Raw genomic sequence first — 12,800 nt, 5'->3', positions numbered from 1 at the left:
GGCCCGTGTCACCGACGGTGGATAAGGATTCCGTCAATGATCTGCTGACGCCGACCGTACGGCCCGTTGTCCAGGATTGCCTCCGCACTGGTCAGCTACGCCGCGGCGACGCGGCTCGGGGAGGGTTCCGTGTCAGCAGGGCAGGCGCCGACAAGAGTCGAGCAGTCACGTTCCGTCAGGCGTCCGCGGCTGGCCGCGCTCGACGGGCTGCGCCTGGTCGCCGCGCTGGCCGTGGCGCTCTACCACTACACGACGTTCTGGACGGTCGACGCGGTGCACACCCCGGCGTACTTCCTGCCGGACGCCACCCGCGTGACGATCTACGGTTTCCTGGGCGTCGAGACGTTCTTCATGATCAGCGGTTTCGCGATCTGCCTGAGCGCGTGGGGCCGCAGCCTGGGCGACTTCTTCGTGTCCCGGGCCGCCCGCCTCTACCCGGCCTACTGGGCGGCCATCGTCATCACGTTGACGGTGACCACCCTGCTGCCGATCGGCGGGTACGTCCCGGTCTACGACCACTTCTCGCTGGCCGACATCGGCGTCAACCTCACCATGCTGCAGGAACCGCTGGGGGTGCACCCGGTCGACAACGTCTACTGGACACTGTGGACGGAGATGCGCTTCTACCTGCTGTTCGCACTGGTGGTGGGGCGGGGTCTGACGTACCGGCGGGCGGTGCTGTTCTGTGCGGTGTGGATGACCGCCGCGGTCGTCGCCCCGGCCATCGACAACCCGGTGTTCACGATGATCACCGCCCGGCACTACGCCCCGTACTTCATCGCGGGCATCGCGATGTACCTGATGCACCGCTTCGGCCCCACCCCGCTGCTGTGGGGCATCGTCGGCTTCTCCTGGCTGATCAGCCTCTACAGCCTCGGCGAACGCGTGACCCTCGACCCCGGCTGGAAGGTACCGCTCTGGCCCGCCGCCCTCATCATGACGGCGGTGTACGCGCTGCTCCTGCTGATCGCTCTGGGCTACACCGACCGCATCACCTGGCGCTGGTTGACGGTCGCGGGCGCCCTGACCTATCCCTACTACCTACTGCACCAGCGCATCGGATACGTCATCATCCGCCACGCCTACGAGGCCACCCATCTCCCGGTGGGACTGCTGGTCGCCGCCACGATGGCGGTCATGCTGCTACCCGCGTGGCTGGTGTACCGCTTCGTCGAGCGCCCATTCGGCCCACGACTGCGAACGGCCCTGACCCGCGGCCTCACAGCCGCCCGCACCCCCGACCCCACCCCCCAAAGCACCCCAACACCCCACCAAGCTCGCCCACCCCACCCCCACCAACCCCCAGCCACACCCCACCCACAGACCACCGGACCCACCGACCCACACCGCACCGCCGGACCCACCAACCCGCACGCCGCCGCCCGAACTACCGAACCGTCGCAAGCCACCTGGACCAGTGACCCGCACGGCGCCGCCCGAACTACCGAACCGTCGCAAGCCACCTGGACCAGTGACCCGCACGGCGCCGCCCGAACTCCCGAACCGTCGCAAGCCACCTGGACCAGTGACCCGGACCGCGCCGCCCGAACAGCCGAACCAGCGCAAGCCACCCCGACCACCCACCCCGACCACGCCACCCGAACAGCCGAACCAGATCTGGCCGACTGCCCTCCGTCACATCGTGACACCAGCACGCCCAGCGCAGTTTCCTCGCTTGTGGACGCACGGACCTGGCAGGGTGCGGGGATCCGCCCATGAGCCGCCAGGCGAATGGATCCCCGCACCCGTTGTCGGCGGGAGCAGCGGTCTGACGCCCGACGAACCTGCGCAAAACGATGTTGGTCCAGAAGTTGAAGAGTACGGGTCAGCAGCTCACCCGAACTCCTCAAGATTGCACCGCCAGACGAGTAATCCCGCACACGAACCCTGCGCGACCGGCGGCCTCACGCACGACGAGCCCGCGACAACGATGTCGGGTTCAGAAGTTGAAGAGTTCAGGTCAACAGCTCACCCGAACTCCTCAAGATAGCGCCGCCAGGCGAATGAACCCCGCACACGAACCCGGCCAGAGCGGCGGCCTCATGCACAACGAAGCTGCCGCAAACGATGGGGGAAAGTTGAAGAGTTCAGGTCTGCAGCTCACCCGAACTCCTCAAGATTGCGCCGCCAGGCGAATGAACCCCGCACACGAACCCGGCCAAAGCGGCGGCCTGACGCACGACGAAGCTGCGACAAGCGATGCTCGCGCCAGAAGATTGAAGAGTTCAGGTCAGCAGCTCACCCGAACTCCTCAAGATTGCGCCGCCAGGCGAATGAACCCCGCACACGAACCCGGCCAAAGCGGCGGCCTGACGCACGACGAAGCTGCCACAAACGATGGGGGCAGAAATTGAAGAGTTCGGGTCAGCAGCTGACCCGAACTCTTCAGAGACTGCGCGGTCGGACGACCAGCAATCGTCAGCCGAGATCGACCTCCGGGTAGAGGGGGAAGGCGGAGAGCAGCTCGGTGGCCTGCTTGGAGATCCGGTCGGCGAGCGCCGGGTCCAGGTCGAACTTGGCCTTCGACGCGCCCGCCTTGGTCTGGCTGAGCACGGTGTGCATCAGCTCGGCGATCTGGTCCATCTCGGCGGTGCCGAGCCCCCGGGTGGTCAGGGCGGGCGTGCCGACCCGGATGCCGGAGGTGTACCAGGCGCCGTTGGGGTCCTGCGGGATGGCGTTGCGGTTGGTCACGATGCCGGAGTCGAGCAGGGCCTGCTCGGCCTGGCGGCCGGTGAGGCCGTACTTGTCGACGTCGATCAGGACGAGGTGGTTGTCCGTGCCGCCGCTGACCACGGTGGCGCCGCGCTTGACCAGACCCTCGGCGAGCGCCTGCGAGTTGTCCACGATGCGCTGGGCGTAGTCGGCGAACTCGGGCTGCCGGGCCTCGGCGAACGCGAGCGCCTTGGCGGCCATGACGTGGCCGAGCGGGCCGCCGAGCACCATCGGGCAGCCGCGGTCGACCTGGTCGGCGAGCTCGGGCTGGCACAGCACCGCACCGCCGCGCGGGCCGCGCAGCGACTTGTGCGTCGTGGTGGTGACGATGTGCGCGTGCGGCACGGGGTCGAAGTCGCCGGTGAAGACCTTGCCCGCGACCAGGCCCGCGAAGTGCGCCATGTCGACCATGAACGTCGCGCCGACCTCGTCGGCGATCTCGCGCATGATGCGGAAGTTCACCTTCCGGGGGTACGCCGAGTAGCCACCCACGATGATCAGCGGCTTGAACTCGCGGGCGGTCTCCCGCAGCGCCGCGTAGTCGATCTGGCCGGTGGCCGGGTCGACGCCGTAGCTGCGCTGGTCGAACATCTTGCCGCTGATGTTGGGGCGGAAGCCGTGGGTGAGGTGGCCGCCCGCGTCCAGGGACATGCCGAGCATCCGCTGGTTGCCGAACGCGGCGCGCAGTTCGGCCCACTCGGCGTCGGTCATGTCGTTGACGTTGCGCTTGCCGACCTTGGCCAGCGCCGGCGCCTCGATCCGGTCCGCCAGCACCGCCCAGTAGGCGACGAGGTTGGCGTCGATGCCGGAGTGCGGCTGCACGTACGCGTACGGGGCGCCGAACAGCGCCTTGGCATGCTCGACCGCGACGGACTCGACGGTGTCGATGTTCTGGCAGCCGGCGTAGAAGCGGCGGCCGATGGTGCCCTCGGCGTACTTGTCGGAGAGCCAGTTGCCCATGGCCAGCAGCACGGCCGGGGAGGCGTAGTTCTCGCTGGCGATGAGCTTGAGGGATTCGCGCTGGTCGTGCAGCTCCTGGGCGATCGCGTCGGCGATGCGGGGCTCGACGGCGCGGACCGCCTCCAGCGCGGAGCGGAATGCGGTCGATTCGGCGTTCAGTGCAGGCATCGGACCTCCCTATCACAGGTGAAGAGGCCCAGGCGCACGGCATACGTCAGGTGACGGGACCGCTCCCCGATGGTTGCCCATCCGAACGCGCCAGTCACGGCCCGCCGCACAGCATACAAGCCCGCCCCACGAGGAGCGGGGTTCCGGAACTCGGATTGCTTGCTTGTTAAGACAAGCGTCGATGAAACTCCAGAGAAGCGCTCTCCGTCGCCCATCCCCACGCCGGGAGCCCGTCAGCCCTTTCCCCGGGGTCAGCACACCGGCGGGCGGCGGAGAGATCGCTGGGGAGACGAGAGGGTTATCCAGCGTAACGGAACAACTACAGAACGTGACTCATACTTTCGGCTAGTCATCGCTCGACCTATCAGCTAAGTTGTTCTTATCCGAACGGCCTAGCACGTGCGGGCCGCCGGTGATTGCTTCGGCAGTCATCGATCCGCGCAGATAGATACACCGGGCCCCGCCGGCAGTTCCCCCTCATCCGGCTGTGCGGGCAGGTGCCAGGGAGGACGACCGAAATGACCGCTACCGCGACACTGACCGCTGAGGCGCCCACCGCGATCCGGCCCGACGCTCCGACGGACAACGCCGCCGCACTGCTTGAGGCCCTGGCCACGGCCCCCGCCGCGGACCGGGCCCGGCTGCGGGACCGGACGATCGAGGCGTGGCTGCCGCTCGCCCGGCACCTCGCACACCGCTACAGCGGACGCGGCGAGCCCACCGACGACCTGATCCAGACCGCCACCATCGGACTCATCAAGGCCATCGACCGGTTCGACCCCGAGCGCGGCGTCGACTTCACCGGATACGCGATTCCCACCATCATCGGTGAGCTCAAGCGTCACTTCCGTGACCGTACGTGGTCGGTGCGGGTGCCGCGCCGCCTGCAGGAGCTGCGCCTGTCCATCACCGAGGCCAACGCGCACCTCACGCACACCCTGGGCCGCTCCCCGACGGTGGCCGACATCGCCGCCCACCTCGATCTGACCGAGGAAGAGGTCCTGGAGGGGCTGGAGGGCGCCCGCGCGTACACCGCGACCAGCCTGTCCACCCCGATCAACGCCGACGGCACGACCGCCCTCGGCGACACCCTCGGCAGCGAGGACCACGAGTACGAGATCGCGGAGACACGGGTGGCGCTCGGCCCCGCCCTGGCCACCCTCGACGCCCGCGAGCAGAAGATCCTCACCCTGCGGTTCTACGGCAACCTCACCCAGTCCCAGATCGCCGCGCAGGTCGGCATCTCCCAGATGCACGTGTCCCGCCTGCTCACCAAGGCGCTGGGCAAACTGCGCCACCACCTGTCCGCCGACAACCTCTGAGAACTGACGTCCCCCTGTCGCGGTCCGCCGCGACAGGGGGACAACTCGTCCCGGCTGCGATGCTGGAGCCATGTCGCAGTTGAACGGGCGGCCGGTCACGCCGGAGGAGCTGCAGAAGCTGGCCCTCGCGAACTACGGCCACTTCACCAGCTTCCGGGTCGAGGACGGGCGCGTGCGCGGACTCGGCCTGCACCTGGACCGGCTGGTCCGGGACTGCGACGCGCTGTTCGGCGCCGATCCGGGCGTCGACCGGCTACGGGAGTTCATCGCCCGTGGGGTCCCGGGGAGCGGCATCGCGACCGTCCGGGTCACGGTGTTCGACCCGGCCCTCGACCTGGGCCGCCCGGAGCTCGCCCGCGACCCGCACATCCTGGTTACCCGGCGTGCGGCCGACGCCGCCGCGCCGACCGCGTTCACCGCCCAGACCACCACTTACGTGCGCGACGCGCCGGAGATCAAGAGCGTCGGCCTGTTCGGATCGCTGCACCGGCGCCGCGCCGCCCGGCTGAACGGGTTCGACGACGCCCTGTTCGTCGACGGGACCCGGCACGTCGCGGAGGGCGCCACGTGGAACATCGGGCTGTTCGACGGCGCCGACGTCATCTGGCCCGACGCCACGTGCCTGTCCGGGGTGACCATGCGGCTGCTGCGACCGGCCCACCGGCATCGCACCACCCCGGTCAGCGTGTCCGACCTGCCGTCCATGGCGGCGGCGTTCGCGACGAACGCCGCCATCGGCGTACGGGAGATCGCCCGGATCGACGGCGTCTCGTTCGGTGCCGGGCATCCGATCATCGCGTCGCTCCGCGCGGCGTACGCGAGCATCCCTGCGGAGCCCGTCTGATCCCGGAACCGCCGGTTGACACATTGGTGAATGTCGATGGAAGCTGGCCACTGTAGTCGATATGACATCGATGTCAGTGGGGGATCACGTGTTCGGATTCCGTACCGTCGCCGTGCTCGCCGGGGTGGTCCTGACCGTGCCGCTCGGCGCCGCCGCCGCGGGCGCCACCCCGGCCCGCCTGATCACCGACCCGGCCGCCTACGTCGACCCGTTCATCGGCACCACCAACTCGGGCAACACCTATCCGGGCGCGGTCACCCCGTTCGGGATGCTGGCCTTCAGCCCGCAGACCTCACGCGGCAACCAGGTCGCCACCCCCGCACCGGGTGGCTACCAGTACACCGCCACCCGCATCCGCGGCTTCAGCCTCACCCACCTCAGCGGGGTCGGCTGCTCGGGCGGCAACGGCGACATCCCGATCATGCCGCAGGTCGGCGCGATCACGAGCTCGCCCACCGCGGACACCACCGACGCCGTGTACGCCAGCACGTTCGCGCACGCCAACGAGGCCGCCAGCCCGGGCTACTACCGGGTCGGCCTGGACAGCGGGGCGGGCGCGGAGCTGACCGTCACCCCGCGCACCGGCTACGGGCGGTTCACCTTCCCCGCCGACAAGCCCGCGAGCCTGCTGTTCCGTACGTCGATGTCGGAGACCGGCAGCACCGACGCCAGCGTCCACATCGACCCGTCCAGCCGGACGGTCAGCGGCTCGGTCACCGCGGGGAACTTCTGCGGGCCACAGAGCGCCAACAACCGCAAGGCGTACTACACGCTGCACTTCGTCGCGACGCTCGACCAGCCCTTCGCGGAGACCGGCACGTGGACCGACGCGACCCTGGCCCGGGGCGGCACCGACGCCCGGGGCGGCAGCGGGTACAGCGGGTCGGGCCGCCCGGTCGCGGGCAAGGGCTCCGGCGGGTACGTCACGTTCGCACCGGGCACCACCACCGTCGGGGTCCGGGTCGCGATCTCGTACGTGAGCGCGGGCGGGGCACAGGCCAACCTGTCCACGGAGAGCCCGGCCACGCTGCCCTTCGAGACGATGGCGGCCGACGCCCGGGCGGCGTGGACCCGGCGGCTGCGGCAGATCGAGATCGGCGGCGGCACCGAGGCGCAGCAGACCACGTTCTACACCGCCCTGTACCACGCCCAGCTCGAACCCACCCTGACCAGCGACGCCGACGGCCGGTACCTGGGGGCGGACGGTGCGGTGCACGCGGTCCGGGCGCCCCAGCAGGCGCAGTACGGCACGTTCTCCGGCTGGGACGTCTACCGCGCACAGGTCCAGTTGCTGGCGCTGCTGGACACCCGGATGGCCAGTGACTTCGCCCAGTCGCTGTACAACTACGCGGGCCAGCGCGACGGCGAGTGGGACCGCTGGCTGCTGCAGCACGGCAAGACCAGCGTCATGTCCGGCGACCCGTCCGCCGCCGCCATCGCCGGGATGTACGCGTTCGGCGCCCGCGACTTCGACGTGCGCGGCGCGTACGAGTCGCTGGTGCGCGCGGCAACCGTGCCCACGGCGAACGACGACAGCGACGCCGGGTGCCCGGTCGAGTGCGTCGGCCAGCGCCCGGCCCTCGACAGGTACCTCACCCTCGGGTACGTGCCCGCCGACGACTGCCACTGCTGGGGCGGCGCCGCCGAGACGCTGGAGGACGCGGCCGCCGACTACGGCCTGTCCCAGCTCGCCGGGGCTCTCGGCGACACCGGCGGCCAGCAGCGCTTCCTGGCCCGCTCACACAACTGGCGGCACGTGTTCGACCCCACGGCCCAGGCCGACCCGGGACTCGCGCACAACGTACGGGAACAGATCGACGCGATCACCGCCAGCGGCGAGAACGCCCCGTACGAGGGCAAGGCGCAGGGGTTCGACGGCGACAAGGGCACCAAGTGGCTCACCTTCGCGACGACCGGCTGGCTGCAGGCCCGGCTCAAGACCCCGCTGACCGTGACCAACTACGCGCTCACCTCCGCCAACGACGAGCCCGGCCGGGACCCCAGGGACTGGCTGCTGCTGGGCTCCGCCGACGGACAGACGTGGTCGCCGGTCGACGCGCGCACCGGCCAGCGGTTCACCGAACGGGGACAGACCCGCGAGTTCACGGTCGCCGAGCCGAAGCCGTACCGGTACTACCGGCTGGACGTGACCGCGAACTCCGGCGCCGACATCGTGCAGCTCGCCGAAGTTGAACTGGCCGACCCGGCCGTGCCCACCCCGGCACCTGCGGACGGGTCGTTCGTCGGCTGGATGCGCGACCGGTACGCCGACGGGCACTGGGCCGGCGGCTTCAGCCCCTCCACGGGCACCGGGTTCGTCGAGGGCAGCAGCGCGCAGTACACCTGGATGGTCTACTCGGACGTGGTGGGCCTGGCCGCCGCGATGGGCGGGCCGGAGGTGGCCGTCCGGCGCCTCGACGCGTTCTTCCGCAACCCCGACGGCAGCTTCGACCTGAGCGCGACGAAGGCGACCCGCTTCGACGCCACGAACGAGCCGGACATCCAGACCCCCTATCAGTACGCGTACCTGGGGGCGGCGGCCAGGACGCAGGAGACCGTGCACGCGATCATCACCCGGCTGTGGACCGACGGCACCGGCGGCATTCCCGGCAACGACGACGCGGGCACGATGAGCGCCTGGTACGTCTTCTCCGCGCTCGGGCTGTACCCGGTCGTACCGACCCGGGCCGAGCTGGCCCTGACCACCCCGGTCTTCCCCCGGGCGGTGCTGCGGCTGGACGGCGGCAGGACCCTGACCATCGACGCGCCGCGCGACTCCGCCGAGGCGATCTACATCCAGCGGCTCAGCGTCGACGGCGACCACACCACCCGATCGTGGCTGCCCGCATCGGCGGTCACCACCGGCGGCCACTTGATCTACACCCTGTCGACGGCACCCAGCCTGACCTGGGGCAGCGGACCTGGAGACGCTCCGCCACAGAACTGAGCGGTGGCGGCCGCACCCCGTTCGCGACCGTTCTGGTCCGGCAACGCGAGCAGGTGGCCGCTAACGTTGCGGGTCATGCCAGTGCCGATGGACGACCTGCCGAGCTTCCTGCACGGGGTGGCTCCCATCCTCGACCGATGGGGCTACCTCGCCGTGGGGGCCGTCATCGGCGTGGAGAGCTTCGGCGTCCCCGCGCCCGGCCAGACGATCATGATGATCGCCGCCGTGTACGCGGGCGCGGGCCGGCTCAACGTCTTCGCCGTGGGGCTGATCGCGTTCGTTGCCGCGGTGCTCGGCGACAACATCGGCTACTGGATCGGAAAGCGCGGCGGCCGAAGGGTGGTCAACCGCTTCGGCAAGTACATTCTGATCACCCCGAAACGGCTGGAGAAGGCCGAGCGGTTCTTCGCCAAGCGCGGCAGCAAGGTGGTGGTCGTCGCCCGCTTCGTGGAGGGGCTGCGCCAGCTCAACGGTGTCATCGCCGGCCTCACCAACATGCCGTGGCGCCAGTTCCTGCTCTACAACGCGATCGGCGCGGCGCTGTGGTGCGGCTGGTGGACGACTGTGTCCTACCTGCTCGGTACGCACATCTTCGAGGTCGTCGACCACGTGCACCAGTACAAGTGGTGGGCGATCGCGGCCGCCCTGATCGCCGTTGCCGCGTACGCTGGGCTGCACATGCGTCACATCCGCAGCCGCCGGGCCCAAGCCGAGGTCGAGCGCGAGGAGTCGCGCGCCGGCTAGCCGGGCGGTTTCCGCGCCGAGGTCGGGGTACGGTCGCTGGAGACATCGGAAGGAGTGATTTCCGTGACCGCATCAGCTCCCCCGACCACGGAGGAGTCCACTGTCCGCCCCTCGTCGCTCGACAGCCGCCGCGCCAAGGCCGAGGCCGCCACGGCCGCCGCGAAGAAGGCGGAGGCAGGCGTCAGCGACCTGGACAACCGGCTCGGCACGATCAAGCAGCTGACCCGCCAGCACACCCAGGCGCTGCGCAACGCCGAGGCCGAGCTGAGCCGCCTCAAGCGCGCCCTCAAGAGCACCACCAAGGAAGGCGAGCGGCTCACCGCCGCGCGCAAGAAGGCCGTCGCCAAGGCGGCGAAGGCCAAGGCCAAGGTCAAGAGCGCCGAGGCGAAGTACGAGAAGGTCGTGCTGGCCGATCTCGTCCGCCGGGAGAAGGAACGCGACCGGGCACGCGGCAACGGCCGGGTCGTCGCCACCGCGGCCCCCGCACGGTCCGCACCGGACGCGCCGCGATCCACCACCCCGGCCTCCGCGCGGTCCGCGCCGGTGTCGGCGTCAGCCGCGTCGACCCCCGCCAAGCCCGCGGCGCAGCCCGGTCCCGCCGCTTCGGTTACGCAGCCCGCGTCCACCACGCCGCCCGCCTCCACTTCGCAGTCCGCCTCCGCTACGCAGGCGACGCCCGCGAAGAACGCCGCCTCGGGTGCGGCGACCACGCGCCGGGCCCCGGCGCGCCGGCCCGCCAGCCGGGCGAACGGCCGCTCGCCGCGCCAGGCCGGCGACCCGACGGGCTGAGTTTTCGCCATTGCCGCACGTCTGCCCGTGCCGCCCGCGCGACCGGACCGACCCGCCTCGATAATCGACCGATGAGCGCGTACGTCGACGTCCCCGTTCCGGGTGGCACGGGCCGGACCCCGGCCGCCGCCGCATCCCCGATCCGGCCCCGGGCGGGGGCCTGAGGTGCAGCGGTTCGCGTTCGCGGGGCGGACCTGCCTGATCACCGGCGCGGCCAGCGGGATCGGCGCGGCCCTGGCCCTGAACCTGGCGAAACGCCGGGCCGTGCTGGCTCTGCTCGACCGCGACGCCGACGGGCTCGCCCGGGTGGCCGAACTGGCCCGGGAGGTGGGCGCGGCTGACGTCAGCACGTACGTGGTGGATCTCGCCGACGGCGGTGACCGGCTCGACCTGGCCGCCGAGGTGGCGGCCCGCCACGGCGGGGTGGACCTGCTGGTCAACAATGCCGGGGTGGCCCTGAGCGGCACGTTCGAGCAGGTCAGCATGGCGGACTTCGACTGGCTACTGGAGATCAACCTGCACGCGGTGATCCGCACGACCAAGGCGTTCCTGCCTCAGCTGCTGAGCCGCCCGGGCTCCCACGTGGTCGCCATCTCCAGCCTGTTCGGCCTGATCGCCCCGCCGTCCCAGGTCGCGTACGCGACGAGCAAGTTCGGCGTGCGCGGCTTCACCGAGGCGCTGCGGCACGAGCTGGCCGGTCGCGAGGTCGGGGTGACCGTCGTGCATCCCGGCGGGATCCGGACCAACATCGCCGCCAACGCCCGCCTCAGCGGCGTGGACCCGGGTGGGGAGCAGGCCGCCCGGGCGCGGGCCTTCGCGGAGGCGGCGCTGCGGATGCCACCCGAGGAGGCCGCCCGGTTGATCGTCGCGGCGATCCAGGCCCGCAAGCCCCGGCTGGTCATCACCCGCGCGGCGAAGGCCGCCGACCTGCTGGCCCGGCTCATGCCCGCCCGGTACTGGGAGATCGCCAGCCGCGCCGCGGGCGCCCGCGGCGTCCACTGAGCCCGCCCGGACCAGCAGCGCCCGCCCGGACCAGCAGCGCCCGCCCGGACCAGCAGCGCCCGCCCGGACCGGGAGGCTCGGTCAGCGGAAGGTGGCGACGCGGCGGCGGGCCTGGCCGTTGATCACGGTGAAGTCGCCGCCCGCGGCGAGTGTGCCGATGCCGGACTCCGCCCTGAGGACGCGGACACCGACGATGCCGTTCGCCTGCGGCGCCCAGTCGGACAGCTGGCCCGTGGCGGTCACCGCGGCCAGCTTCACCCGCGGTACCGACCCGTCGAGGCAGGTGCCGTGCGCGCCGTTGCGCATGGTGAGGCAGGCGGTGTCGAAGTGGCCGCCGACGTACGTGACGCCGTTCAGCGCGGCGACCGTCACCGCGTCGCCGTCGAAGACCCGCTGCCAGCGGATCTCCCCCTCGGTGGTGTACCCGACCGCCCGGCCGCCCTGGCCGCCGGTGGCCGCGTAGACCCCGGCGCCGTCCACCGCGATCCCGTTGACCTCGGCGGGCGCCCTGGTGGGCCGGAACCCGGTGAAGACGGCGCCGGTGGCGGTCACCACGGCGATCCGCAGCGTGCCCGGCACGCCGTTGATGCGGTGGAAGGCGCCGCCCACGTACACCCGGGCGCCGGCCACCGTGACGGCGTGCACCACGTCGTCGGCGTACGGGCGCCAGCCCACGTCCAGCGCCCCGGTGGTGAGGCTGAACGCGGCCAGGCCCGACCGGGGCTGACCGTCCACCGCGCGGAGGCTGCCGCCCGCGTACAGGCGGCCGTGGCCGATCGCCAGGGCGTACGGCGCGCCGGTGACCTGGTGCGCGAACGGGCCGAGCGCTCCGGTGACGGCGTCGAGGCGGGCCAGGGCGTCGCGGCGGCGCCCCGAGACGGTTCCGAAGTCGCCGCCCGCGTACACGGAGCTGCCGTCGACGGCCAGCGCCCGTACCGTGGCGTTGGCGGTAGGTGCCCAGCTCAGCAGCGCGCCCGTGGCGGCGTCGAAGGCGGCCAGCCGTTGCCGGACGAACGTCCGGCCGCCGGAGGTCGCCCGGGTGAACGATCCGCCGACGTAGACCGTGCTGCCACGGAGGGCGAGCGCGTACACGGAGCCGTTGAACTGTGGAGTGACCAGCGGCCGGACGCCGACCGCCAGCCTTGCCAGGCGGCCGGCGGGGGCACCGGGCGGTCCCGCCCGGTGGGCCGCGCCCAGCGGTGCCCGGGATGTTTCCGCGGTGATCGCCCGGGTCTTGGCCGGGCCTGCGGCGAGGGCCGGTGAACCTCCTGCGGCCACAGCGATCGCGACCCCGGCGACGATGGCGCGACGC

9 protein-coding genes and 1 riboswitch are annotated in these 12,800 nt (G+C 71.3%); of the genes, 7 read left to right on the top strand and 2 right to left on the bottom strand.

Going from position 1 to position 12,800, the window contains the following annotated elements; all coding sequences use genetic code 11:
* Positions 1-129: 129 nt before the first annotated feature.
* Positions 130-1,719 (top strand): acyltransferase family protein, encoded by a 1,590-nt coding sequence (locus tag EV385_RS17920; protein ID WP_242624943.1) that lies wholly within the window; start codon positions 130-132, stop codon positions 1,717-1,719.
* Between the two features lie 699 nt (positions 1,720-2,418).
* Here the strand turns inward: EV385_RS17920 and EV385_RS17915 are convergent.
* Positions 2,419-3,840 (bottom strand): glycine hydroxymethyltransferase, encoded by a 1,422-nt coding sequence (locus EV385_RS17915; protein ID WP_130510498.1) that lies wholly within the window; start codon positions 3,838-3,840, stop codon positions 2,419-2,421.
* Positions 3,841-3,859: 19 nt separating this feature from the next.
* Positions 3,860-3,948: riboswitch (ZMP/ZTP riboswitch) on the bottom strand.
* A gap of 410 nt (positions 3,949-4,358) precedes the next feature.
* On the opposite strand from EV385_RS17915, the gene EV385_RS17910 reads away from it, so the two are divergent.
* From EV385_RS17910 to EV385_RS17885, 6 genes are all read left to right on the top strand, one after another.
* Positions 4,359-5,162 (top strand): SigB/SigF/SigG family RNA polymerase sigma factor, encoded by an 804-nt coding sequence (locus EV385_RS17910; RefSeq protein ID WP_130510497.1) that lies wholly within the window; start codon positions 4,359-4,361, stop codon positions 5,160-5,162.
* Between the two features lie 70 nt (positions 5,163-5,232).
* Complete coding sequence (locus EV385_RS17905) at positions 5,233-6,006, top strand: aminotransferase class IV (protein WP_130510496.1); 774 nt, start codon at positions 5,233-5,235, stop codon at positions 6,004-6,006.
* Between the two features lie 61 nt (positions 6,007-6,067).
* Positions 6,068-8,953, top strand: coding sequence for a GH92 family glycosyl hydrolase (locus EV385_RS17900; RefSeq protein WP_242624942.1), 2,886 nt, complete (start codon positions 6,068-6,070; stop codon positions 8,951-8,953).
* 75 nt (positions 8,954-9,028) lie between these two features.
* Positions 9,029-9,697 carry a DedA family protein gene (locus EV385_RS17895; protein WP_130510495.1) on the top strand — a complete coding sequence of 223 codons (669 nt, stop codon included), beginning with the start codon at positions 9,029-9,031 and terminating at the stop codon, positions 9,695-9,697.
* Between the two features lie 63 nt (positions 9,698-9,760).
* Positions 9,761-10,486, top strand: a complete 726-nt coding sequence (locus tag EV385_RS17890; RefSeq protein WP_130510494.1) for a hypothetical protein — start codon at positions 9,761-9,763, stop codon at positions 10,484-10,486.
* Between the two features lie 165 nt (positions 10,487-10,651).
* Positions 10,652-11,488 carry an SDR family NAD(P)-dependent oxidoreductase gene (locus EV385_RS17885; RefSeq protein ID WP_130510493.1) on the top strand — a complete coding sequence of 279 codons (837 nt, stop codon included), beginning with the start codon at positions 10,652-10,654 and terminating at the stop codon, positions 11,486-11,488.
* Positions 11,489-11,569: 81 nt separating this feature from the next.
* On the opposite strand, the gene EV385_RS17880 is transcribed toward EV385_RS17885, so the two are convergent.
* The gene (locus tag EV385_RS17880) at positions 11,570-12,766 is read right to left on the bottom strand and encodes a PQQ-binding-like beta-propeller repeat protein (RefSeq protein ID WP_130510492.1); all 1,197 of its coding nucleotides are present in this window, start codon (positions 12,764-12,766) and stop codon (positions 11,570-11,572) included.
* Positions 12,767-12,800: the final 34 nt, after the last annotated feature.

Source organism: Krasilnikovia cinnamomea, assembly GCF_004217545.1.
Taxonomy (GTDB): domain Bacteria; phylum Actinomycetota; class Actinomycetes; order Mycobacteriales; family Micromonosporaceae; genus Actinoplanes; species Actinoplanes cinnamomeus.
Note: the sequence above shows the minus strand (reverse complement) of the source record. Positions and strands in the feature narration are given on the sequence as shown.